The organism is Streptomyces sp. NPDC047853 (assembly GCF_043204535.1).
In the GTDB taxonomy this organism is placed as follows: Bacteria; Actinomycetota; Actinomycetes; order Streptomycetales; family Streptomycetaceae; genus Streptomyces.
This window is the reverse complement of the sequence record NZ_JBIDCI010000007.1, coordinates 62,550-85,686: the sequence shown is the minus strand read 5'-3', so window position 1 is coordinate 85,686 and position 23,137 is coordinate 62,550. Positions and strand designations below refer to the sequence as shown.

Here is a 23,137-nt window from a genome sequence, read left to right as displayed (position 1 = left end):
CGACGGGTCCGTGAGCCGGTCCCCGGTCGAGCCCGGGGAAGCCGGTCCGTTGATCAGATGATGCCGAACAGAATGCCCGCCGCGAGGATGACCAGGCTCGTCAGGACCGCCCACTTGACCACGAACCGGGTGTGGTCGCCGAACTCGACCTTGGCCATGCCGACCAGGACGTAGACGGCCGGGACGAGCGGGCTGGACATGTGCAGCGGCTGGCCGACGATCGAGGCGCGGGCGATCTCCAGCGTCGACACCCCGTGCGCCTGACCGGCCTCGGCGAGCACCGGCAGCACGCCGAAGTAGAAGCCGTCGTTCGACATGAAGTAGGTGAGCGGCAGGCTCAGCAGGCCGGTCACCAGGCCCATGTGCGGGCCCATGCCCTCGGGGATGGTGTCCACCAGCCAGTTGGCCATGTGGTCGACCATGCCGGTGCCGGTGAGGACGCCGGTGAAGACGGCGGCGGCGAAGACCATGCCGGAGACGTTGAGCACGTTGTCGGCGTGGGCCGCGATCCGGGCCTTCTGGTCGGGGATGTGGGGGAAGTTGACGGTGAGCGCGAGCGCGGCGCCGAGCAGGAAGAGCACCGGGATCGGCAGCAGCTCCATGATCATGGCGGTGAGCAGGGCGACCGTGAGCAGCGCGTTGAACCAGTACAGCTTGGGGCGCAGGGTGGCCCGGTTCGGGTCGAGGCCCTGGAAGTCGTCGTCCGGCTCCCCGTCCCCCGCGGACGCCTTCTCCGCACCGGCACCGGCACCGGCACCGGCACCGGCACCCGGGGCCGTACCCGCACCGGAAGCCGCACCCGCCCCCGTGCGGGCCCCCGCCCCGGCGCCGACCAGCACCGTCTCGCTCTCCGGCTCCCGCACCAGCGCCTCGTCCAGCGTCAGCGTGCCCACGCGCCGGCGCTCGCGCAGCCCGAGCACGTAGGCGAGGACGACGACGGCGAGCAGACCGACGGCCAGGGCCGGGATCATCGGCACGAAGATGTCGGTGGCGTCGACCTTCAGCGCGGTCGCGGCGCGGGCGGTGGGTCCGCCCCACGGCAGCGTGTTCATCACGCCGTTGGCCATGGCCGCCACACCGGTCATCACGACCAGGCTCATCTTCAGGCGCTTGTACAGCGGGTACATCGCCGAGACCGTGATCATGAAGGTGGTGGAGCCGTCGCCGTCCAGGGAGACGATGGCGGCGAGCAGGGCCGTGCCGACCACGATGCGCATCGGGTCCGCCTTGCAGAACTTCAGGATGGCCCGGACGATCGGGTCGAAGAGCCCGACGTCGATCATCACCCCGAAGTAGACGATCGCGAACATGAGCATCGCCGCGGTGGGGGCGAGGCTGGACACGCCGTCGATGACGTAGTCCCCGAGGTGGGCGCCCTTGCCGACGAACACGCAGAACAGCGCGGGGATCAGCACGAGCGCCGCGATCGGCGACATCTTCTTCATCATGATCAGGACCAGGAAGGTCGCGATCATGGCGAAGCCGAGGATGGTCAGCATGAATGAGTACCTAACGTTCGCCCTTGAACATCCCACCGGGGCAGGCGGTGCGAGCGACGTTAGGTGCCGTGTACGCGCGTTAACAAGACGTTGACACGCGAGCAATAAGCGCAAAACTCCAGGTCACAGCTGTGCTCAGCTGATCGGGCTGACCTCCACGGGCACTCCGTTGAGGACCGCGTTGCCCGACAGCGGGTCGAGCGCGCTGCCGTCGAGGAGCTGGTTGACGTTGACGCCGGGGTCGGTGGCGGCGTGGGTCAGCCGGGTGCCCGGCCGGTCGTGTCCCCAGCCGTGCGGGAGGCTGACCACGCCCGGCCGGACGGCGTCGGTGACCTCGGCGGGAGCGGTCACCTCCCCGCCGGCGCCCTTCACGCGCACGCTCGCCCCGGTGCGGACGCCGAGCCGTTCGGCGTCGTCGGGGTGGAGGTGCAGCGTGCAGCGGTTGGAGCCGCCGGTGAGGGCCGGGACGTTGTGCATCCAGCTGTTGTTGGACCGCAGGTGTCGGCGGCCGACGAGGACGAGCCCGTCGGGGCGCTCGGCCAGGGCCCGCCGCAGCCGCGGCAGGTCGTCGGCGATCGGCCCCGGCAGCAGCTCCACCTTGCCGCTGCGGGTCTTCAGCGGCTGCGGCAGCCGCGGGCGCAGCGGTCCGAGGTCGATGCCGTGCGGGTGCTCCAGCAGCCGCCGGAGCGACAGTCCGTCCGGGCGTACGCCGAAGCCGTCGCCGTAGGGGCCCAGGCGCAGCATCATGTCCAGCCGTCGTTCGGCACCGTTCTCCCCGGTGAGCAGGGCGGTCAGTTCGACGGGGTCGCGGCCGTGCACGGGCGAGTGCGGGTCGCGGACGGACCTGGACAGGGTCTGCTCGATCACCATGGCGTCGACGGCGGCCGGGTCGGTGCCGTGCCGGCCGGAGGCGGCCAGGGTCAGCCGGGCCAGGATCTCGGTCTCGGCCATGCGGCCGGGCTCCAGCGGGACGGCCGGGCGGGTGTAGCGGACCTGGTGGCGCACGGCGAGGGTGTTGAGGGCGAAGTCGTGGTGCGGGCTCTGGGCCGGAGGGGGCGGCGGCAGGACGACGTGGGCGTGGCGCGAGGTCTCGTTGAGGTAGGGGTCGACGCTGACCATGAAGTCGAGCGAGTCCAGGGCCCGGTCGAGCCGGTTCCCGTCGGGTGCCGACAGGACGGGGTTGGCGGCGACGGTGATCAGCGCCCGGACCGGTTCGCCCTCGTCGGTGGCGGTGTCGATCTCCTCGGCGAGGACGGACAGCGGCAGCTCGCCCTTGGCCTCGGGGTGTCCGCCGACCCGGGAGCGCCAGCGGCCGAGCGCGAAGCCCCGGCCGGGCCCGGCGGGGCGGGGCGTCCGGTCGGTGGCCGCCTGCGGGAAGAGGGCGCCGCCGGGCCGGTCGAGGTTGCCGGTGAGGAGGTTGAGGACGTCCACGAGCCAGCTGGCCAGGGTGCCGTGCGGGACGGTGCAGCTGCCGATGCGGCCGTAGACGGCGGCGGTGGGGGCCGCGGCGAGTTCACGGGCGAGGGCGCGTGTCACGCCGGCCTCCACGTCACAGGCCGGGGCGACGGCCTCCGGCGTGAAGTCCCGGACCGCCGCGGACAGTTCCTCCACGCCCTCGACGTGCGAGGCCTGCTCACCGAGGTCCACCAGGTCCTCTTCGAAGAGTACGTGGGCCATCGCGGCGAGCAGCAGGGCGTCGGTGCCGGGGCGGATCGCCACGTGCCGGTCGGCGAGCTTCGCGGTGCGGGTGCGGCGCGGGTCGATGACGGTGAGAGTGCCGCCGCGGGCCCTGAGGGCCTTGAGGCGGCCGGGGAAGTCGGGCGCGGTGCACAGACTCCCGTTGGACTCCAGCGGGTTGGCGCCGATCAGCAGCAGGTGGTCGGTGCGGTCCAGGTCGGGCACCGGGATGGCGTTGGCGTCGCCGAAGAGCAGCCCGCTGGAGACGTGCTTGGGCATCTGGTCGACCGTGGAGGCGGTGAAGAGGCTGCGCGTGCCGAGGGCCGCGAGCAGGACGGACGGGTAGAGGGCGCCGGCCACGGTGTGCACGTTGGGGTTGCCGAGGACGACGCCGACGGCGTGCGGGCCGTGCCGTTCGACGACGGCCCGGACCCCGGCGGCGACCGCGTCGAACGCCTCCTCCCAGGTGGCCTCGCGCAGTGCGCCGTCCCTGCGCACCAGGGGGGTGCGCAGCCGGTCGGGGTCGGAGTCGACGGCACCGAAGGACGCGCCCTTGGGGCAGATGAACCCACGGCTGAACACGTCGTCGCGGTCGCCGCGGGCGGCGGTGACCGTGGTGCCGTCGATGGTGAGGGCCAGGCCGCAGGTGGCCTCGCACAGGGGGCAGATACGCAGGGCGGTGCGGGACACGGGTCCTCCCGGGGGCGGCAGCGGCGCTTCCTCGCGGCGAGCATACCGACCGGTAGGCATGTTGGGGAGACCCGCGCGGGAGGCCGTACGGCACCGGCCCGTCACTCCAGTACGCGCCCCAGGTACGCCCGCAACAGCTCCCGGGCCTCCTCGATGATCTTCTCGTCCCCGTCCGGCGCGACCCGGAAGGCGAGCTGGACCAGGGAGTCGGCGGTCTCCACGGCGACGAGGAAGACGCGGCGCAGATCGTCGTCGGGGGTGCGGCCGAGGTAGCCGGAGAGCAGTTCGGTGAGCCGGTCGGCGACCCGGTGGTTGGGGACGGCGTGGCGGCCGCCGACCGGGATCTGGTTGCCGAAGTCGATCAGGGAGAAGCCGGGCGCGGTGCGCTTCATCGCCAGGTACTCGTCGAGCACCGCGTCCAGTGCCCCGCGCCAGCCGCCGTCGCCGGTCACGGTGAGCCGTTCGGTGACGCGCTCCGCGTAGCGTTCCAGGTTGCGCTGGGCGAGCGCGTCGACCATCTGCCGCTTGTTGCCGAAGAAGCGGTACACCGAGCCGATGGGGACGTCCGCGCGCAGCGCGACGGCCCGGGTGCTCAGGGCGTCGTAGCCGGCCTCGTCGAGGAGGTCGGCGCAGGCGTCGAGGATCCGGGTCAGCCGTTCGGCGCTGCGCCGCTGGACGGGGGCGCGGCGGAGCGAGGTCGCGTGGGACACGGGTCTCATGATGCCCTTCCGCCGCGGTCCGGTGAACTGTGACCTTCGGTACGGTGCGGGCCGGCGCCCCCGTTCACCGGCCCACCGTGTCGGCGGGCGGGCCCGCGCCCTCACACCCACCGGCACCACCGCACCGGCGGAGCGGACCCCCTCCCCCACTCTCACCGGCCCACCGTGTCGGCGGGCGGGCCCTGCTCGTCGATCTCCTCCGGCCCCGTCGCCTCCGTGGGCTCCACCTCCGACGCCGTGATGTCCGCCGTGCTCTCGACGGGCTCGCCGTCGGCGGCCCAGACGGTGCCGTCGTCCGCGTACAGGCGGACCGTGACCTGGTGGGTGCCGCGCGGGACGAGGCCGGCGGCGAGGTGGTGCTCCGGGCCGCGCAGGCGGGTGACGAGGTCGCCGTCGAGGAAGAGGTGGGCGACGCCGCGGCCGGCCACCGCCTTCGCCTCCGTACCGGGCGGCGAGAACCTGAAGTCGCGGACGGTCAGGCGTACGTCCCAGCCGCCGTCGGTCTCGGGCTGCACCTCTATGCCGACCTCGGGCGCCCGCGCGCCGTCCACCTCCCGGTAGCGCCGGCCCTCCTCGTCGGTGGTGTCGAGCAGTCTGCCCACCGGGGTGGCCGAGGCCCGGGTCTCCGGTTCGCCCTCGGCACCGGAACCGCAGCCCACGGATCCGGTCAGCAGCAGGACACAGACCGCGAGCACGGTGCGTACTCTCCGCGTCCACGACATGACGGGAGACTAGAACACAGGTCCGACCCGGCGAATCCCCCTGGGGTCCGGTTCCGGTCATCCTCCCCAAGAGGGACCCGTACCGGTCGGGGAAGAACCCGTGCGCCCCCTTGCGCGGGGGAAACCGCAATCCTACGGTGTCCCATAGGAATCGGGTGGCGAGGGAGCGATCAATGAGCGGGGACGCGCGGAAGACCGCGGAGGGGCTGGCCTACCTGTCCGGCTTCGGCAACGAGCACAGCTCGCAGGCCGTGCCGGGCGCGCTGCCCGAGGGCCGGAACTCGCCCCAGCGAGCACCGCTCGGGCTGTACGCGGAACAGCTGAGCGGCACCGCGTTCACGGAACCGAGGGCGGACAACCGGCGTTCGTGGCTCTACCGCATCCGCCCGTCGGCCGCGCACCCGGCGTTCACCCGCACGGGCAACGGCGCGATCCGCACGGCCCCCTTCACCCAGGCCGTGCCCGACCCGAACCGCCTGCGCTGGAGTCCGCTCCCCGCCTCCGAGGCCGGTACGGACTTCCTGGCGGGCCTGTGGACGCTCGGCGGCAACGGCGACGTCACCCAGCGCGCCGGCATGGCCGTGCACCTGTACCACGCCACGGCCTCCATGGACCGCGTGTTCAGCGACGCGGACGGAGAGCTGCTGATCGTGCCTGAGCGCGGCGGGCTGCTGCTGCGCACCGAGTTCGGGCTGCTGCACGCCGAACCCGGCCATGTGGCACTGATCCCGCGCGGGGTGCGCTTTCGCGTGGAGCTGCTCGACGAGGACGCGCGCGGGTACGTCTGCGAGAACTACGGCGCCCCCTTCCGCCTCCCCGACCTCGGCCCGATCGGCGCCAACGGCCTGGCGAACGCGCGGGACTTCAAGGCACCCGTCGCGGCCTTCGAGGACGACGAGAGCCCCACGGAGGTGGTCAACAAGTTCTGCGGCAACCTCTGGACCGCCGTGTACGACCACTCCCCCCTCGACGTGGTCGCCTGGCACGGCAACCATGTGCCCTACGTCTACGACCTGCGCCGTTTCAACGTCATCGGCACCATCTCGTACGACCACCCGGACCCGTCGATCTTCACGGTGCTCACGTCCCCGTCGGACACCCCGGGCCTGGCCGGCGTGGACTTCGTGGTCTTCGCGCCGCGCTGGCTGGTGGGCGAGGACACCTTCCGGCCGCCGTACTTCCACCGGAACGTGATGAGCGAGTACATGGGCCTGATCGAGGGCGCCTACGACGCGAAGGCCGAGGGCTTCGTCCCCGGCGGCGGTTCGCTGCACAACATGATGTCGGCGCACGGGCCGGACCGGGAGACCTTCGACCGGGCGAGCGCCGCCGAGCTGAAGCCGCAGCGGATCGACGACGGCCTGGCGTTCATGTTCGAGACGCGGTGGCCGGTGACCCTCACCCCCCAGGCGGCCCGCGCCGAGCACCTGCAACCGCGCTACGACGACGTCTGGCAGGGCATGGAGCGTCACTTCCGCCCCTTGCACTGAGCAATGCCTACCGGTACGGATGGCCCGTGACCTCCTTCGCCCCGGACTCCATCGTCCTGAACCGCAAGCTGCCGCTCTGGTACCAGGTGTCGCAGTCGCTGCGCGCCTCGATACTCGGCCGCTCGCCGCGGGACCCGCTGCGCCTGCCCACCGAGGAGCAGCTGGCCGGCCACTACGGGGTGAGCGTGCTGACCATGCGGCAGGCACTGAAGGAGTTGGAGGACGAAGGGCTGATCACCCGGCACCGCAGGCGCGGCACGTTCATCGAACCGCATGCCCGGCGCGGCGCCCCGGTGCGGCTGCTGGGTTCGGTGGACGCGATCGTGGCCCAGCAGTCCGGCATGCGGACCGAGCTGCTCGACCACGGCACCGGCCCGGTCCCGGCCGAACTGGCCGAGCACTTCCCGGATCTGGCCGAGACGGCGACGTACCACCGGCTGCGCCGCGAGGAGAAGACGGGCGAGCCCACCAACCACGCCCGCAACTACGTCCGCCCCGAGATCGCCGCCCGCGTCGACCCGGCCGATCTGGCCCGCTGGCCGATGACCAAGGTGCTGCGGGACGTGGTGGGCGTGGACATCAGCCGGATCACGGACACCGTCGAGGCCCGGCTCGCGGACCCGGAGACCGCCCGGCTGCTCGACGTCCCGCTGCTCAGCCCGATCCTGCACTACACCGGCATCACCTACGACAGCGCGGGACGGGTGCTGGACGTGGCCGTCATCCACTACCGGGGCGACCGTTTCTCCTTCACGGTCACCCTGGACGCCACCTGAGGCCCGGGTGCCCCGTCGTACGATGCCCAGCGTGACGCACGACGACGCTCCGCCGCTGGCGGACCTCATGCCGTGGTCCGTCGCACCGCCGCGGCTCGGCCGGGGGTGGCCGGCGGCTCCCGACCCGGCATCCCTGAGGGCCCGTTGGGACGCTCTGGTGAAGGCGGAGGGCCCCGACCGCGAGGCCCTGCTGGAGCCGACGCGGTCCCGCACGCTGCACACGGCGGTCGGCCGGCTGCCGGGCGCGTCCGGCGGCACGGAGAAGCTGCTGCGCGCCCACGGGCCGTGCCCGGAACCGGTCCGCGTACTGCGCGCGCCCTTCGACGAGCAGTGGCTGATCCCCGACCACCGGCTGATCGACGCGGCCCGTCCCGAGCTGTGGCGGGTGGCGGACGGGCAACAGGTCTTCGTGGCGGAGACCGCCGAAGCGACGGGCCCTCCGCTGCTCCTGGCGACCTCCCGGCTGCCCCTGCTCGGCGGCGCCCGGGTCCGCCCGCTGTTCCGCCGTCCCGGCGGCACGGAGCCGAATCTCGCCCCCGGCCTCCTGGACCACCTGGCCGCCCGGCTCGGCCGGCGTCCCGAGCCGCTGGACGTGCTGGCCTGGACGGTGGCGGCCGTGCGGGAGGGCTCCCGGGTCCCGCTCACCGCGGACCCGGCGCTGTGGGAGTACGGCGTCGGCCTGGGCCGGCGCGCCCTGTGGCTGATGCGCCGCGACGGCGAGCGCCCCAAGCTGCCCGGCGGCCGCCGCCCGTACGTCCGTGCCCCGCTGCCCGCGCGCCCGCTGACCCTTCGCTACGACCGGGGGGAGGAGGCCCTGTACCTGGACGAGGGCCGGGTCTCCCCCGTGCCGCCCGGCGCCTGGGACTTCGAGGCGGGCGGGGTGCGGGTGCTGGAGCAGTGGTTCGCGGCCCGCACCGCCGAGGGCGAGCCGGGCACGCTCGCGGCGATCCGCCCGGGCGGCTGGCCGCAGACCTGGACGTCCGAGCTGCTGGAGCTGATCACGGTTCTGGCGCTGCTCGCCGAGGTCCGGCCGCGGTGCCGGGAACTCACGGTGTCGGCGGAGATCACGGCGGCCGAACTGCGCGCGGCGGGCGTTCTCCCGGTGCCGTCGGCGGCCCGTCGGCCGGCTTCCGTCCTGGACGGCCGGGAAGAGGGTCCGGAGGGCCAGCTGGCACTGCTGTAGCGCGGCCGGAGAGCCGGTGGGCCTCACCGCCGGGCGGGGAAGCGGTGACGCGGGGAGACGAACCCGGGCGCGGGACGAACCGGACGGACCACCGGACGGACCCACGGAGCCGGGTGCGCCAGGCGGGCCTACGACATCGGGCGCGCGAGGCGGACGGAAGGAGGCGGACGGAACCGGACGTACGAGTCGGGCGTACGGGTCAGTCAGGCGTACGAGCGGGTGTACGGGATCGTGCCCGCGCTCGGGAACACACCGGGGCGCCGCTGCGTGCCGTGGGGATGACGGACGTGTGCGGCGGCGCCGCGCCGGGGACGGTGTGCGGCCGGAGCGCGGGCCTCAGTTGCTGCCGAACAGCGAACGACGCAGTCGGCGCAGCGGCGCGAACAGCGAGACCCGGCGCACCCTGGCGCCTCTGCTGCTGCGCTTGTGCGCGGGCTCACGCGCGGTCAGCTCACGCATCAGCGACGTCGCCTCCACCGTCTCCCGCTGTGGAAGGGCAGGCCCTCCCAGCACCGCGAGATGGCGGTCGAGACGCGAGCTGGTCGCGCTGCTCCCGCAGGTGATCGCAGGGACCCTGGCCCTGCTGCGCACTGTTATCTGTTCCATGTCACTCCCCACCCGTACGAGTCCACCCGGCCCGGGCAGGGTAACCCTATCGCCCCGGTGCGGCATGCGTGTATCGCGGTCACAGGATTCACCTTCCCCGTAAGGGGGTTGACGATTACTCTCCGAATCCAACAGATTCCAGGGTGAGTTGGACAACCGGCCTGCTCGTCGGCCGGTCGGAGCCGCCATCGGGTTCGACCGTCACGGCCAGTGACGTGACGGACGGTCGCAGACCGGAGGCGATCAGGGGCGTGTCGCCGTCGAGGAGCCCCAGGGAGCGCGGCCCGGCGCCGGGGCGCACGAGCCACAGCTGGTGCACGCGGTCGCCGGACGGCTCGCCGTATCCGCTCAGGGTGACGACCGCGCGCCCCTCGGACGCGGAGGCGACCACCGCGAGGGTGCGGCCCCGGTCGTCCGTGTCGGACGTCGCGCGGACGTCCGGAGCCGCGAGAACGTGGGCGATCTCACGTGCCCGTTCCCCCGCGGCGTCCAACTCCCCCTGGGTACGGTCCGCCTGCACGGCGAAGAGCGAGGCCACCACGAGGGCCGCCGCCGCCGTGGCCGTGGCGAACGGCACGAGCAGGTGGCGCGGCCGGGAGACGCGGGAGCGCCCCGGCGGCGGCCCGACGCCCCACACGTGCGGCGGCAGCCTCGGTACGGTCCCGGGCGCGGGCTCCTGCGGGGTGGTGCGTACGGCGGCCAGGACGCGGTCGCGCAGGGCCGACGGCGCCGGTACGGCCGTGGACCGGGCCAGCCGGACGGCGTCCTCGGTCAGGGCCCGCACCTCGGCGTCGCAGCGGACGCACCCTCGCAGGTGCCGTTCGAAGCGGACCCGTTCGGCGCCCTCCAGGGCGTCCAGGGCGTAGGGGGCGGCGAACGAGTGGAGGGCGCCGCGGCGCGACAGCCGGCCGAGGGGGCTCATGCGGCGCCCCCCAGGCAGTCGCGCAGGCGGGTGAGGCCGTCCCTCATCCGTGTCTTGACGGTGCCCAGGGGAATGGAGAGGCGTTCGGCCACCTCCCGGTAGGTGTAGCCGTCGTAGTAGGCGAGGGTGACCGACTGGCGTTGCAGGGCGGTCAGCCGGTCCAGGCAGCGGCGTACCCCTTCGCGTTCGAGACCCGCCTCGACCTCCTCGGACACCTGGTCGAAGGCGGGGAGGCGGGCGCGGCGGGCCTCGCGTCGTTCGCGTTCGCCGGCCGCGCGGGCGCTGCGGACCCGGTCGACGGCGCGGCGGTGCGCGACGGTGAGGATCCAGGACAGGGCGCTCCCCCTGCGCGGGTCGAACCGCGCGGCGGACCGCCACAGTTCGAGCAGCACCTCCTGCGCCACCTCCTCGGACTGGGCGGGGTCGCGCACCACGCGCCGTACGAGTCCGAACACCGGACCGGACACCAGTCCGTACAGGTCCTCGAAGGCCTTCTGGTCGCCGTCCGCCACGAGCACCAGCAGCTCGTCCGCCTCCACGGGTCCCCCCTCTCCGCGGGCCGCGCCGGCCCGTCGACATCACCGCGGGGCGCGCGCGGCGGCGCGCCCTCGGGCGGAGGTACGGATCCGCGGGCGGAAAACGCGGGTCGGCGGCCTCGACCGGGAAGCGGGAGGAGGGGAGACCCCGACCGACGGGGCCTCCCCTCCTCTTCTCCTTCTGCTTCCGTTTCCGGTCAGGCGGCGCTGTTGAGGACCGGCAGGTAGCCACCGGACTGGCCGGCCGCGGTCGGGTGGTACGACTCGCCGATGTTCAGCCAGTTCACGCTGTGCAGCCAGGAACTGCCGGAGCAGATCTCGTGCCCGGTGAACGTCGTGCGCACGTCGCCGAAGGTGAAGCCGTGGTCGGCGGCCCGCTTGGCGATCGCGGTGTTGAGGTGGTCGGCGGCGTCGTTGATCGCCTTCCGCTTGGTCTCGGAGAGGCCGAGGCAGGAGGCGCCGAGCTGGTAGAAGCGCGGGTAGCCGATGACGACGACCTCGGCGTTCGGGGCCCTGCCGCTGATCGCCGTGTAGACGCCGTCGAGGTTGCCGGGCAGCGTGGAGTCGACGTACGCCTTCGCGGTGGCGATCCGCGACAGGCAGGAGCTGTCGGACTGGAGGACGCAGGTCATCATCACGTCGGCGAATCCCGCGTCGTTGCCGCCGACGCTGATCGAGACCAGGCCGGTGGCGGTGCTGAGCGGGCCGAGTTGTCCGGCGAGAACATCACCCGTACGGGCGCCGGAACAGGCCGTGAAGTCGAAGGTCGAGGGTGAGTTGGCGGCCGCCCAGAGGTAGGGGTGAGCCTTCGTGCTGCGCTTGCAGTCGCCGCTGGAGGCGATGTAGCTGCCCGCTCCGACGCCGGAGGAGTAGGAGTCGCCGAGCGCCACATAGCCGCCGGACACTGCGGGTTGGGCTGCCTGGGCGGTCGCGGCCCCGGTGAGGGCGGCGCCGGCGGCGAGGAGGACGGAAGTCAGGAAGCCGACAAGTCGGGAACGTCTCATGGAACCTCCTTTAGCAGGATCTCTGCCATGAACCGTGGTAGCAGCTACGCGTGTTGACAGGAAGTGTCCATGCCAAGAAATGGCTGACGGTCGTTCAAAATCGGACGGAAACCGGCGGGAACACCTGTGCCGTCTTGACGGTCTCCTGAGAGCTGCGCCACATTGAGGCCCGGCATCTTGGGCTTCGGGGGGCAAAGCGGAACGGTCCGGGGGACCGACTCCGTACGAAATCGCCCCTTGTGAAGAACAGATGGCGGCAAACCAACAAAAACGTGAGTCCTGCTTCCAGGTCTTGCCATACAGCTTCAATCGTCAATACCGTCATACATCTCTCGCATCGGAACGTCGGCAAGCGGCTCAGGGGAGGGCTCGAGGCCGCGGCGGACCGGGTGGGAGGCGCGGTAGGGGGGTGCCGTGCTCGGTGGCCGCACAGGCGACCGGGCCGTGCCGCGCGGTCGGCTGCCGTTTCTTTCCGGCGCCGGCAGGCCATGCCAGCTCGTCCGACACGTACGGAGTTCCACTCCGCCGTGCCGTGGGGGCGAGAACCCCCCTTTCGAACCGGACACAGAGCCGGACCGCCCCTGGGGCGGGCGGTCCGCCGGACGAGAGGGACCAGACTCATGAGCTCAGTTCTGCAGCCGGCGTCGACGGGCAACGATCCGTCACCCGATCCGTCAGCGGCCGAGAAGTACCGGCCCGTCTCCTCGCACCTGGCGATAGCACCGCCGGTGAGCGTGGTCATACCCGCCATGAACGAGGCGGAGAACCTTCCCTACGTCTTCAAGACGCTGCCCGACTGGATCCACGAGGTCGTCCTGGTGGACGGCAACTCCACCGACGACACGGTGCGGGTCGCACGGGACCTGCGGCCGGACGTCAAGGTGGTCGAGCAGCGCGGCAAGGGCAAGGGGGACGCGCTGATCACCGGCTTCGAGGCGTGCACCGGGGACATCATCGTGATGGTCGACGCCGACGGCTCGGCCGACGGCCAGGAGATCGTCTCGTACGTCTCCGCCCTCGTCTCCGGCGCGGACTTCGCCAAGGGCTCCCGCTTCGCCAACGGCGGCGGCACCGACGACATGACCTTCATCCGCAAGCTCGGCAACCGCGCCCTGTGCGCGGTGGTCAACCGGAAGTTCGGCGCCCGCTACACCGACCTCTGCTACGGCTACAACGCCTTCTGGCGGCACTGCCTGGACAAGATCGACCTCGACTGCACCGGCTTCGAGGTGGAGACCCTGATGAACATCCGGGTCGTCAAGGCCGGCCTGAAGGTCCAGGAGATCCCCAGCCACGAGTACCTGCGCATCCACGGCGTCAGCAACCTGCGTGCCGTCCGGGACGGCCTGCGCGTCCTCAGAGTCATCCTCGACGAGCGTTCCAACCGGCGTGCCCTGCGCAGCCGTACGCACTCGCCGACGCTCGGCCCCGTCGGGGCGGTCGGCCCGGTGGGTGCGGTGGGCCCGGTCGGCGCGGTCCGGAGGAAGGCGTCTTGAGCGGTCCCGACGCCTCGCTCACGATCTCCGTCGTGATCTGCGTCTACACCGAGGACCGCTGGGAGGACATCCTCGCGGCGGTCTCCTCGGTGCGGGCGCAGTCCCGCCGGGCCCGCGAGACGCTGCTGGTCGTCGACCACAACGAGGCGCTGAGGGACCGGCTGTCGCGGGAGTACGAGGAGAGCGGGGAGGTGCGGGTGCTCGCCAACGCGGGCCCCCGCGGCCTGTCCGCCGGCCGCAACACCGGCATCGCCGCCTCCCGCGGAGAGGTGATCGCCTTCCTCGACGACGACGCCGTGGCCGAGCGCGACTGGCTGCGGCACCTCACCGAGGGATACGCCGACCCGCGTGTGATGGCCGTCGGCGGACGCACCGAACCCGTCTGGGCGTCGGGACGCCGGCCCGTCTGGTTCCCCGAGGAGTTCGACTGGGTGGTGGGCTGCACGTACCGGGGTCTGCCGCCCGGCCGGGTCCGGGTGCGCAACGTGCTGGGCGGCAACGCCTCCTTCCGGCGCGAGGCGTTCGAGGCGGCGGGCGGCTTCGCCACCGGCATCGGGCGCGACGGTGACAAGCGGCCGCTGGGCTGCGAGGAGACCGAGCTGTGCATCCGGCTCACCCGCGCCCGCCCCGACGCCGTCCTGCTGATCGACGACCGCGCGGTGATCCACCACCGGGTGCCCGGGGTGCGCGAGCACTTCGGCTACTTCCGCACCCGCACCTGGGCCGAGGGGCTGTCCAAGGCACTGGTGGCGCGCAGCGTCGGCGCGGACAAGGGACTGGAGTCCGAGCGCCGCTACGCCACCCGGGTGCTGCCGGCCGGGGTGGCGCGCGGGCTGCGCGACGCCCTGCTGGCCCGGCCGGGCGGCGCGGGACGGGCGGGCGCGATCGTCGCCGGGGTGCTCACGGCGACGGGCGGCTACCTGGTGGGGACGGTTCGGGCGCGGCGGGGCGGGACCACCTTCTCCGCGGCGCCGGTGGAAGGGGGCGCGCGTGGCTGACGCCCACGAGGCCGACGCGCGCGTGGCCGACGCCCACGAGGACGACGCGCGCGTGGCCGACGCCCACGAGGACGACGCGCGCGTGCCGGTCCTCATGTACCACGCGGTCGCGACCGATCCCCGCGACGCCACCCGCGCCCTGTCGGTGGCCCCGCGGGCGTTCGCCGAGCAGATGGCGGCGATCGCCGACCGGGGCCTGACCCCCCTCGGCACGGCGGAGCTGGCCGCCGCGTGGCGCTCCGGGCGCCCGCTGCCGAGGCGGCCCGTCCTCATCACCTTCGACGACGGCTACGAGGGCGTCCACCGGCACGCCCTGCCCGTCCTGGCCGAGTACGGCTTCCCGGCCACCCTGTTCGTCTCCACGGGCTGGCTGCGGGGGCCGTACGACACCGGCGCGGCCCTGGACACCATGCTCGGCTGGGACCAGGTCCGGGAACTGGCCGCCGCCGGCGTGGAGATCGGCGGGCACAGCCACACCCACCCGCAGCTCGACCAACTCGGCGAGGAGCGGCTGCGGTTCGAGCTGATCCACTGCAGGGAGATCGTCGCCGACCAGGTGGGCGCGGCGCCCGTCTCCTTCGCCTATCCCTACGGGTACTCCGACCGCCGGGTGCGGCGGGCGGTGCGCGAGACGGGATACGCGCAGGCGCTCGCCGTCGGCAACGGCCTGGCGCGCCGTGCCCAGGGCCCGTACGCCCTGCGGCGGGTCACCGTGCGGCGCGGCACGGGGCCGGACGAGTTCGCCCGGCTGGTCGAGGGCCGGGCGATCGCCCGCACCTTCGCGCGGGACCGGGCGCTCACCAAGGGGTACGCCGTGCTCCGCCGGGCACGGCAGGTGCGGGGGTGGTCGTCGAGGGCCGGCGCCTGAACCGCCGGCCGTCGGTCCGCCACGCCGCGCCACGCCGCGGGTGCCGCGTGTCCCCGGGAAAGCGGGTGCACGCGGCGGCCGCGTGCCGGATCATGGCGGCATGTCCGTGAACCCGCACGACGCCCTGCCGATCAGGCTCAACGTCGACGACAGCGACTCGCCCTCCGACGTCGTCGACGCGCTGTTCCTCGGCCGTTTCGCCACGGGTGAGCAGCCCTTCGCCCATGCGGCGAACATCGACCGGGTGCGGTCCGGTGCGACCCTGCTGCCGCCCGGCGCGCGCGTCCTGCGGCTCGCCCGCGACGACGACCGCAGCGCGACCCTGGCCGAGGGCGACGGCTGGACGCTGCTGATCTCGCGCTGGAGCCGGGGCGCCGACGTCACGGTGACGGCGACCAGCGCCGAGCTGGCCGAGAAGGTGCTCGCCGACGCCACGGACGGTGCCGCGGACGAACCCGAGCCGCAGCCGGAGAACGTCACGATGGGCTTCTGGTACGTCTCCCCGCGCCGCGGCCCGCACCGCACCACCCGGCAGATCTCCGCGGGCACCTGGGACGAGGTCCGGGCCAACTACACCGCCCCGGTCGCGGAGGCGATGGACGGCCTGATGAAGACCACCCCCGAGGACATCGCGGGCCGGCTGCTGCTCCTGCACGGGCCGCCGGGCACCGGCAAGACGTCGGCGCTGCGCACCCTGGCCCGGTCCTGGCGGGACTGGTGCCAGGTGGACTGCGTGCTCGACCCGGAGCGGCTCTTCTCCGACGTCGGCTACCTGATGGACATCGCCATCGGCGAGGAGGACGCGACGGGCAAGGCGCGCTGGCGGCTGCTGCTGCTGGAGGACTGCGACGAGCTGATCCGCGGCGAGGCCAAGCACACCGCGGGCCAGGCCCTCTCCCGGCTGCTGAACCTCACGGACGGGCTGCTCGGCCAGGGCCGCAACGTCCTGGTCGGCGTGACGACCAACGAGGACCTGGAGCGTCTGCACCCCGCCGTGGTCCGGCCCGGCCGCTGCCTGGCCCGTATCGAGGTCGGACCGCTGACCCGCCGGGAGGCGGTGGGCTGGCTCGGCAGCGAGGAGGGCGTGGGCCGCGAGGGCGCCACCCTGGCGGAGTTGTACGCGCTGCGCCGGGGGACCTCGCCGACCGCGCTGCCGGAGCCGCGGGCCGGTGCGGACGCGGGACTCTACCTCTAGCTGTTTGATGGGGGCATGACCCTGTTCGTCGGCACGTCGGGCTGGCAGTACCGGGACTGGCGGGACGTCCTGTACCCGGCCGGACTGCCCGTGCGGCTGTGGCTGGAGCGGTACGCGGCCGGTTTCGCGACGGTCGAGATCAACAACGCGTTCTACCGGCTGCCGACGCGGGAGACCTTCGAGGCGTGGCGCGAGCGGGTGCCGGCCGACTTCGTGGTCGCGGTCAAGGCGAGCCGCTACCTCACGCACATCAAGCGCCTGCGGGACCCGGCGGAACCGGTCGGCCGGCTGATGACCCACGCGGCCGGCCTGGGTGACCGCCTCGGTCCCGTCCTGCTGCAACTGCCGCCGACGCTGCGGGGCGACGCGGGGCTGCTGGACGCCTGCCTCGCGTGCTTCCCGCCCGGCACGCGGGTCGCGGTGGAACCACGGCACGAGTCCTGGTGGACGCCCGAGGTGCGGGGCGTCCTGGAGTCCCGGGGCGCGGCGCTGTGCTGGGCCGACGTCCGGGCCAGGCCGGTGGCCCCGCTGTGGCGCACCACCGACTGGGGCTACGTCCGCTTCCACCAGGGGCGGGCCGCCGCCTGGCCGCGCTACGGCCGCCGGTCCCTGGCGACCTGGGTCGCGCGCATCCAGGACACCTGGCCGCACCAGGACGTGTACGCGTACTTCAACAACGACCCGAACGCGGCGGCCGTGCGGGACGCGCGGGTCCTCGCCCGGCTGGCGCGGGCGTCGGACCTCACGGTCACGCGCACGCCCTGAGGACGGGGAACCGCGTGACGCACCCCGGCGCGCCGCGGCCCCCGCCGGCCCTGGCCGGGCGGCGCTCAGCCCCCGTAGACCGCCCGCAGCGCGTCCCGCACGGCGGCCTCGGCGTCCTCCCTGGTGACCCCGAGCCTTCGCGCCCGCGACGCGTACTCCTGCGCGGCGGACGCCGCCTCCCGTTCCGCCGCCGGGCCCGCGGCGGCGACGAACGTGCCGTTGCGCCCGCGCGTCTCGATCACCCCGTCCCCTTCCAGCGCCCGGTACGCCTTGGCGACCGTGTTGGCCGCCAGGCCCAGGGACTCGGCCAGTCCGCGCACGGTCGGCAGCCGGTAGCCGACCGGCAGCACCCCCGACCGCGCCTGTTCGGAGATCTGCGCGCGCACCTGCTCGTAGGGCGGGGCACCGTCGTCGATGTCGATCCTCAAGGTCACGCGGCGATTGTCCCGCACCCACGGAAAAATGAGAGGCAACCGCACACCCGGCCGCCGTAGCGTGCGCTCACATGACCGTTCTCGTACGCGACCTGCGCGGTGACGACCCGGCCGATGTCGCGGCCTTCGCCCGGGTCCGGCACCTCGCCCTGCCGTTCATCCTGTGGACCCCACAGGCCGTCGTCCACCACCTCCGCCACGCCCACCCGGACGCCCGCAGCCGCTCCCTCGTCGCGGAGGAGGACGGGGAGGTGATCGGCACGGCCCAGATCGGGCTGGTGCACGACAGCCCGGAGCCCGGGCAGGCGTACCTGAACATCTACGTCCACCCGGACCGGGTCCGGCGCGGCGCCGGCGGGCTGCTGGTGCGCACGGCCGAGGAGCACCTCGCCACCGAGGGTGCGCGGAAGCTGTTCGCCTGGGTGCTGGACGAGCCCGCCAACCTGGTCTTCGCCCAGCGGCACGGCTACGAGCGGCGGCGGTCCGCGCACTTCCTCCGCCTCGGCCTGGCGGACGGCACCCTCCCGCCCCCGCCGCCCCTGCCCGCGGGCGTCGAACTGCGCACCGCCGCCGACTTCGCCGACGACCCCCGCCCGATGTTCGAGCTGGACGCGCAGACGCTGGTGGACGAACCGAGCGACGTCACCATGGAGTTCACCGACTACGAGGCCTGGCTCGCCGAGACCTGGCGGCATCCGCTGCTGAACCGTGAACTGACCTCGGTCGCGGTGGCCGACGGCCGTCCCGTCGCCTTCAGCGTCGCCCACACCGACGGCGGCACCCGCTACGCGAGCGCGATGACCGGCACGGTCCGCGCCCACCGCGGCCGGGGCCTCGCCAAGCTCACCAAGACCGACTCCCTGCGCCGGGCCCGGGCCGCCGGGTACACGGAGGCGTTCACGGGCAACGACACCGACAACGGCCCGATGCTGGCGATCAACAAGTGGCTCGGGTACGAGGTCTGCGCGACGGAGGTGCGGTATGTCCGCGAACTCGGCTGAGGCACCGACCGGTGTGGACGTGGTCCTGGTCAAGGCGGGCCGCACGAAGATCCGTTACGCGGGCCGGCTGCTGCACGACGACGGCACCCGCCTCGCCGTCCGCGCCCCCTGGGCCGGTGCCGGCGTCCGCGACTTCGGCTTCGTGCGCTTCGAGGCGGGCGACGTGTTCACCGAGTACTACTGGCGCGACCGCTGGTACTCCGTGAAGGAGGTCCGGACCGGTTCGGGCGTGCTGAAGGGCTGGTACTGCGACGTCACCCGCCCCGCCGTGCTCACCGGCGCGGAGCTGGTCGTGGAGGACCTCGACCTGGACCTGTGGCGCTCCGCGGACGGCTCGGACGTACGGCGGCTGGACGAGGACGAGTTCGCCGGGAGCGGTCTGGCGGAGCGGGACCCCGAGGCCGCTGCCGCCGCCGTGGCCGCCCTGGACGAACTGGAGCGGCTGGCCCACGGGGAGGGGTTCACCGACCTGCTGTCATCACCCGGGCACCCACAGTGACGACCGGTGGCGACGGCACGGGTGTGGCACGGGAACGTGACAGCCGCCACTGACAGGAATGCATCGATGAGCAAGTCTCGGGGAAAGGGTCTACCTCCGTGACAACGCGGAACCCGGTGGATCCGTAAGGAGGCAGCCATGCGCCGTCTGACCGTGCAGAAGCCCCTGAAGAAGTCCGACGCCCGCCGTGTCCGCGAGGAGGCCGACGAGCGTCCCTCCGGGCGCCCGGAGGTCCGCAAGGACGTCGCGCGCACCTGGTGGCCGGACAGCTGACCGGGCCGGTCACGTCATGAGACGCGGCGGGGCAGCCGCTTGCGGTAGTGGAGACGGTCGTAGGGCCCGTCCGTCCGGCGCTCCACGAGTTCGTAGCCGTACTTCGGATAGATCTTCTGGTTCTCCCACATCAGGGCGTTGGTGTAGAGCCTGACCTCCGGCAGGCCCAGCGCTCGCGCGCGTGCGTCGACGAAGCGCAGCAGTCGCCGTCCCACGCCCCTGCCGTGTGCGTCGGGGTGGACGGCGACGCTGTCGAGGAAGAGGTGGTCCGCGCACGCCTCCAGGACCACGACGCCCACCACTTCCCCGCGCCCTCCGGGCTCGTCCGGGGCTGTCTCGACGAAGACCTTGCCCGCGGCCACGTCCGCCGCGTGGTCCGCCTCCATGGGCTGCGGGACCACGGCGATGCGCTCGATGTAGGGGCGGTAGGCGGCGTCGGTGACGGCCTTCACCGCCGGCAGGTCGGCGGGGACCGCCTGCCGGATCTGCTCTTCTGTCATGCCGCGAACGGTAGCTACCTGAGCCCAGCCTGAGCACTCCCTTAACGCGACCATAAGGATCTCCCTCACCCGCCTCCAGCAGGCGATTTCGCGGTTCCCCGGGGCTAGCTTGCTGATCACCCCCACGGGTTCCGGCCCGGAGTCCACGTCCCCTGTGACCGTTTCGAGGAGTTCCCCATGCCCGCATCGTCCGTCTCCCGCAGGGCCGCCGCCGTCGCCCTCGCCGGTGTCGCCCCGCTGGCCCTGACCACGCTGGCCGCCGCCCCCGCGGCCGCGCACGGTTCGATGGGCGACCCGGTCAGCCGGGTCTCGCAGTGTCACGCCGAGGGCCCCGAGAGCCCGCGGTCCGCGGCGTGCAAGGCGGCCGTCGCGGCCGGCGGCACGCAGGCGCTGTACGACTGGAACGGCATCCGCATCGGCAACGCCGCCGGCAAGCACCAGGACCTGATTCCGGACGGCAGGCTGTGCAGCGCCAACGACCCGGCCTTCAAGGGCATGGACCTGGCGCGTGCCGACTGGCCCGCCACCGGCGTGAGCAGCGGTGCGTACACCTTCAAGTACCGGGTGACGGCTCCGCACAAGGGGACCTTCAAGGTGTACATCACCAAGCCCGGGTACGACCCGTCGCAGCCGCTGGGCTGGGGTGACCTGGACCTGTCCGCCCCGGTGGCGACGGTCACCGACCCGGTCGCCTCGGGCGGTTTCTACACCTTCTCCGGCGCCCTTCCCGAGCGCTCCGGCAAGCACCTGCTGTACGCGGTGTGGCAGCGCTCGGACAGCCCGGAGGCGTTCTACTCCTGCTCCGACGTCTCCTTCGGCGGTGACGGTGGTGCCACCGCGGGCGGTGGTGCGGCGGACGACACGGCGTCGGGCGGGGAGACCGCGGAGGGTACCGCCCCGGCTCCCGTGGCCTCCGCGCCGTCCGAGGAGCAGATCGCGGCCGCGGCCGACAAGTCGACGATCGAGCACCACGGCCACGGCGACCAGGACGCCGAGACGACGACGGACCCGGTGGACCCGGCCGACCCGGCCACCCCGGAGGCGGCTCCCGACGCGGCCACCGAGGCGGCCGCGGGTGAGCCCAACGAGGTCAAGGCCGCCGGGGCCGGCACCGAGAACCTCGCCGAGACCGGCGGGGACAGCACCACGCCCTACATCGCCGTCGGCGGCGCCGCCGCCCTCGCGGTGGGCGCGGCGGCGCTGTTCGCGTCGGTCCGCCGCCGCGCGCAGACCGGCGGCCGGCACGGTCGCTGACCCGGGACACGGGGGGCGCGGGGCCTGTCGGGCGGCTCAGGTCGGACAGGCCCCGCGCGGCGTACCGGCGCCGGGGTCAGCCGAGGACCGAGGCGCAGGTGGTGGGCCTGGCGTGCGCCGGGTCGAGAGCGCCCGCCACCGCGTGGAAGGCGACGCGGTCGAAGAGCCCGATCGCCAGGTGCTCGGACAGGTCGACGGGGCACAGGTCCTGCAGGAGGATGTTGCGCACCCCGGGGCCGCTCAGGAACTGGCTGCGGTACGGCGTGACCACCTGGTCGTACCGGGTGGCGAGGACGGTGTAGCGGACGCCGGGCACGGTGTCTCCGCCCTCGTTCAGCCTGGTGAGGACGTCGGAGCCGACGACCTGGTCGGCGAGGGCGGGCGTGTGCTCGTCCAGCAGGTCCTCGGCGCCGGGGAAGTACGGCAGCAGCCGGGTGAGGCCGGACAGGGTGGTGCCGTGGTTGCTGGGCGCGATGCCGACCAGGGCGTTCACCTCGTCGGCTCCGCCGAGGAACTTCAGGTAGTAGCGGGGCATCATGCCGCCCTGGGAGTGGCCGACGATGTCGGTCTCGGCGGCGCCCGTCGCGGCGAGCACCCTGTCGACGTAGGCGGCGAGCTGCTCCGCGGACTTCTCGACCGGGCCGAGGCCGTGGAAGAACGGGACGCCGGGCAGTTGGCCGTAGTCGAGGGAGAAGACGCAGTAGCCGCGGTCTTCGAGGTAGGGCGCGAGGCCCAGCCAGTTGTCGACGGAGTTCCCGAAGGTGCCGTGGACCAGGACGACGGGCCGCGGGTGGGCGGCGGAGGGCCGGCAGGACCAGTCGTTCCAGCCGGCGCCGGGCCGCGCGTCGGCGGCGTGGGCGGTGGTGGCGGGGACCAGGACGGCCGCGGCGGTCAGCAGCAGCGCGGCCAGGGGTCTGAGCACTCGTCTGAAGGGCAGCATCGGGTGATCTCCTTGCGGATCGAGGGAGTGCGGCGGCAGGACGCCCTGTGATCCGGATCACGGGATGCTGGTTCACTCATCAAGTTACGGACGAGTAGCGCAGACGTGAAGTTACGTGTCGGTAAAAACTTCCAGTGACAACCGGCGCCGGTCGCGACGCAGGTGATAAAGGGTCACCAGGCGGGCCGTACGGGCCCGTTGGGGGCGACCCGCGCCAGCAGGCCGTGCAACGCGCGCACCTCGCCCTCGCCGACGACGTCGGCCCACGCACGCACCGCCTCGGCCGCCGCCTCCTCGGCGGCCCGCGTGCAGTCCCACCCCCGCTCGGTGAGCACGATCAGCCGGGCCCGCGCGTCCACGGGGTGCGGCCGACGTTCGGCGAACCCCTTGCGCACCAGTTCCTCGACGAGCTGACTGGCGGCCTGCTTGGTCATGCCGAGGTGTGCGGCGAGGTCGGTGACCGTGGCACCGTCCGGGGCGAGCCGGGCGAACGCGAAGCCGTGGGCGGGCCGCAGACCCTCGAAGCCGCGGGCGACGACCCCCTCGTGAATGCGCTGCGTGAGTCCGCCGGCGGCGGCGAGCAGGGCGGCGGACAGGGCCATGGCGTCGGAGTTCTGCACGGGGGAATTGAAACACCCTTGACGTCATGGTCAAGCAGCTTGACCATAGGAAGGTAGTCAAGCAGCTTGACCATCCCGTGCGAGGAGTCCGCCATGCCCGTAGTCCGCTCGTCCGAGGCCGTGATCCACGAGATCCACGGCGCCCGTTTCGTCTCGTACGCCACCCCTCGCTCCGGCAGCAGGGAGCTGTGCGCCTGGCGGGGCGAGATCCCGGCCGGGACGAGGGCGCCCGCGCACACCGTCACCCGGGAGGAGATCTTCCACCTGCTCACCGGCGAACTGCTGATCACCCTCGACGGCCGCACCGAGCGCGTCACCGCGGGCGACACGGTGATCATCAACGCGGGATCGACCCTCGCCGTCGAGAACCCCACCGACCGGACCGCGACGTCCTGGGTCACCACCTCGGTGGGCCTGGAGGCCGAGCTGGCCGACGGCACCCGGCTCACTCCCCCGTGGGCCAACTGACC

The 23,137-nt window shown here is 73.1% G+C and carries 25 protein-coding genes; 13 read left to right on the top strand and 12 right to left on the bottom strand.

The genetic code is table 11. The features are described from left to right. Positions 1–53 precede the first annotated feature (53 nt). From ACGF5T_RS15570 to ACGF5T_RS15555, 4 genes are all read right to left on the bottom strand, one after another. Complete coding sequence (locus ACGF5T_RS15570; RefSeq protein ID WP_366768029.1) at positions 54–1,499, bottom strand: citrate:proton symporter; 1,446 nt, start codon at positions 1,497–1,499, stop codon at positions 54–56. Between the two features lie 135 nt (positions 1,500–1,634). Further along, entirely contained in the window at positions 1,635–3,866 is a 2,232-nt protein-coding gene (locus tag ACGF5T_RS15565; RefSeq protein WP_366768030.1) for a molybdopterin oxidoreductase family protein, read from the bottom strand. 101 nt (positions 3,867–3,967) lie between these two features. Next, entirely contained in the window at positions 3,968–4,585 is a 618-nt protein-coding gene (locus ACGF5T_RS15560; RefSeq protein ID WP_356606058.1) for a TetR/AcrR family transcriptional regulator, read from the bottom strand. A gap of 152 nt (positions 4,586–4,737) precedes the next feature. Further along, on the bottom strand, positions 4,738–5,307 hold the full coding sequence (locus tag ACGF5T_RS15555) for a hypothetical protein (protein ID WP_356606060.1): 570 nt from the start codon (positions 5,305–5,307) through the stop codon (positions 4,738–4,740). 173 nt (positions 5,308–5,480) lie between these two features. Between ACGF5T_RS15555 and hmgA the strand changes: the two genes are divergently transcribed. The 3 genes from hmgA to ACGF5T_RS15540 are packed head-to-tail and all read left to right on the top strand — an operon-like array spanning position 5,481 to position 8,756. Then, positions 5,481–6,797, top strand: coding sequence for a homogentisate 1,2-dioxygenase (gene hmgA, locus ACGF5T_RS15550; protein WP_356606062.1), 1,317 nt, complete (start codon positions 5,481–5,483; stop codon positions 6,795–6,797). Between the two features lie 26 nt (positions 6,798–6,823). Next, positions 6,824–7,573: a GntR family transcriptional regulator gene (locus tag ACGF5T_RS15545; RefSeq protein WP_356606064.1), complete on the top strand. Its 750-nt coding sequence runs from the start codon at positions 6,824–6,826 to the stop codon at positions 7,571–7,573. 22 nt (positions 7,574–7,595) lie between these two features. Next, complete coding sequence (locus ACGF5T_RS15540) at positions 7,596–8,756, top strand: type ISP restriction/modification enzyme (RefSeq protein ID WP_366768031.1); 1,161 nt, start codon at positions 7,596–7,598, stop codon at positions 8,754–8,756. Between the two features lie 336 nt (positions 8,757–9,092). On the opposite strand, the gene ACGF5T_RS15535 is transcribed toward ACGF5T_RS15540, so the two are convergent. From ACGF5T_RS15535 to ACGF5T_RS15520, 4 genes are all read right to left on the bottom strand, one after another. Beyond that, on the bottom strand, positions 9,093–9,362 hold the full coding sequence (locus ACGF5T_RS15535) for a hypothetical protein (protein WP_053128431.1): 270 nt from the start codon (positions 9,360–9,362) through the stop codon (positions 9,093–9,095). Between the two features lie 115 nt (positions 9,363–9,477). Next, positions 9,478–10,284, bottom strand: a complete 807-nt coding sequence (locus ACGF5T_RS15530) for an anti-sigma factor (protein WP_366768032.1) — start codon at positions 10,282–10,284, stop codon at positions 9,478–9,480. After that, positions 10,281–10,823, bottom strand: a complete 543-nt coding sequence (locus ACGF5T_RS15525) for a sigma-70 family RNA polymerase sigma factor (RefSeq protein ID WP_366768033.1) — start codon at positions 10,821–10,823, stop codon at positions 10,281–10,283. Before ACGF5T_RS15525 ends, ACGF5T_RS15530 begins: the two co-directional genes overlap by 4 nt. 194 nt (positions 10,824–11,017) lie before the next feature. After that, positions 11,018–11,824, bottom strand: a complete 807-nt coding sequence (locus tag ACGF5T_RS15520) for an SGNH/GDSL hydrolase family protein (protein ID WP_366768034.1) — start codon at positions 11,822–11,824, stop codon at positions 11,018–11,020. Positions 11,825–12,444: 620 nt separating this feature from the next. Between ACGF5T_RS15520 and ACGF5T_RS15515 the strand changes: the two genes are divergently transcribed. From ACGF5T_RS15515 to ACGF5T_RS15495, 5 genes are all read left to right on the top strand, one after another. Continuing rightward, positions 12,445–13,320, top strand: coding sequence for a glycosyltransferase family 2 protein (locus tag ACGF5T_RS15515; RefSeq protein WP_366768035.1), 876 nt, complete (start codon positions 12,445–12,447; stop codon positions 13,318–13,320). Then, positions 13,317–14,318, top strand: a complete 1,002-nt coding sequence (locus ACGF5T_RS15510; protein WP_356606076.1) for a glycosyltransferase family 2 protein — start codon at positions 13,317–13,319, stop codon at positions 14,316–14,318. The genes ACGF5T_RS15515 and ACGF5T_RS15510 overlap by 4 nt, the downstream gene beginning before the upstream one ends. 94 nt (positions 14,319–14,412) lie before the next feature. Then, complete coding sequence (locus tag ACGF5T_RS15505) at positions 14,413–15,186, top strand: polysaccharide deacetylase family protein (protein ID WP_366768050.1); 774 nt, start codon at positions 14,413–14,415, stop codon at positions 15,184–15,186. Between the two features lie 100 nt (positions 15,187–15,286). Further along, positions 15,287–16,381, top strand: a complete 1,095-nt coding sequence (locus ACGF5T_RS15500) for a DUF5925 domain-containing protein (protein ID WP_361017620.1) — start codon at positions 15,287–15,289, stop codon at positions 16,379–16,381. A 15-nt stretch (positions 16,382–16,396) separates the two neighbouring features. Then, complete coding sequence (locus ACGF5T_RS15495) at positions 16,397–17,146, top strand: DUF72 domain-containing protein (protein WP_356606080.1); 750 nt, start codon at positions 16,397–16,399, stop codon at positions 17,144–17,146. Positions 17,147–17,211: 65 nt separating this feature from the next. Here ACGF5T_RS15495 and ACGF5T_RS15490 read toward each other — a convergent pair whose 3' ends face one another. Then, the gene (locus tag ACGF5T_RS15490; RefSeq protein ID WP_366768036.1) at positions 17,212–17,580 is read right to left on the bottom strand and encodes a GntR family transcriptional regulator; all 369 of its coding nucleotides are present in this window, start codon (positions 17,578–17,580) and stop codon (positions 17,212–17,214) included. Positions 17,581–17,651: 71 nt separating this feature from the next. Between ACGF5T_RS15490 and ACGF5T_RS15485 the strand changes: the two genes are divergently transcribed. The 3 genes from ACGF5T_RS15485 to ACGF5T_RS15475 all read left to right on the top strand — a co-directional run bounded on the left by ACGF5T_RS15485 (position 17,652) and on the right by ACGF5T_RS15475 (position 19,353). Continuing rightward, positions 17,652–18,581: a GNAT family N-acetyltransferase gene (locus ACGF5T_RS15485; protein WP_356606084.1), complete on the top strand. Its 930-nt coding sequence runs from the start codon at positions 17,652–17,654 to the stop codon at positions 18,579–18,581. After that, positions 18,562–19,080 (top strand): DUF402 domain-containing protein, encoded by a 519-nt coding sequence (locus ACGF5T_RS15480; RefSeq protein ID WP_366768037.1) that lies wholly within the window; start codon positions 18,562–18,564, stop codon positions 19,078–19,080. Before ACGF5T_RS15485 ends, ACGF5T_RS15480 begins: the two co-directional genes overlap by 20 nt. Positions 19,081–19,218: 138 nt before the next feature. Then, entirely contained in the window at positions 19,219–19,353 is a 135-nt protein-coding gene (locus tag ACGF5T_RS15475) for a hypothetical protein (protein ID WP_356606088.1), read from the top strand. A gap of 14 nt (positions 19,354–19,367) precedes the next feature. Here ACGF5T_RS15475 and ACGF5T_RS15470 read toward each other — a convergent pair whose 3' ends face one another. Beyond that, positions 19,368–19,853 carry a GNAT family N-acetyltransferase gene (locus tag ACGF5T_RS15470; protein WP_366768038.1) on the bottom strand — a complete coding sequence of 162 codons (486 nt, stop codon included), beginning with the start codon at positions 19,851–19,853 and terminating at the stop codon, positions 19,368–19,370. Positions 19,854–20,030: 177 nt separating this feature from the next. Between ACGF5T_RS15470 and ACGF5T_RS15465 the strand changes: the two genes are divergently transcribed. Next, positions 20,031–21,107: a lytic polysaccharide monooxygenase gene (locus ACGF5T_RS15465; protein WP_366768039.1), complete on the top strand. Its 1,077-nt coding sequence runs from the start codon at positions 20,031–20,033 to the stop codon at positions 21,105–21,107. A gap of 76 nt (positions 21,108–21,183) precedes the next feature. Here the strand turns inward: ACGF5T_RS15465 and ACGF5T_RS15460 are convergent, their stop codons facing one another. Beyond that, positions 21,184–22,047, bottom strand: coding sequence for an alpha/beta fold hydrolase (locus ACGF5T_RS15460; RefSeq protein ID WP_366768040.1), 864 nt, complete (start codon positions 22,045–22,047; stop codon positions 21,184–21,186). Between the two features lie 173 nt (positions 22,048–22,220). Next, complete coding sequence (locus tag ACGF5T_RS15455; RefSeq protein ID WP_356606096.1) at positions 22,221–22,667, bottom strand: MarR family winged helix-turn-helix transcriptional regulator; 447 nt, start codon at positions 22,665–22,667, stop codon at positions 22,221–22,223. 93 nt (positions 22,668–22,760) lie between these two features. Between ACGF5T_RS15455 and ACGF5T_RS15450 the strand changes: the two genes are divergently transcribed. After that, positions 22,761–23,135 carry a cupin domain-containing protein gene (locus ACGF5T_RS15450; protein WP_356606098.1) on the top strand — a complete coding sequence of 125 codons (375 nt, stop codon included), beginning with the start codon at positions 22,761–22,763 and terminating at the stop codon, positions 23,133–23,135. Positions 23,136–23,137: the final 2 nt, after the last annotated feature.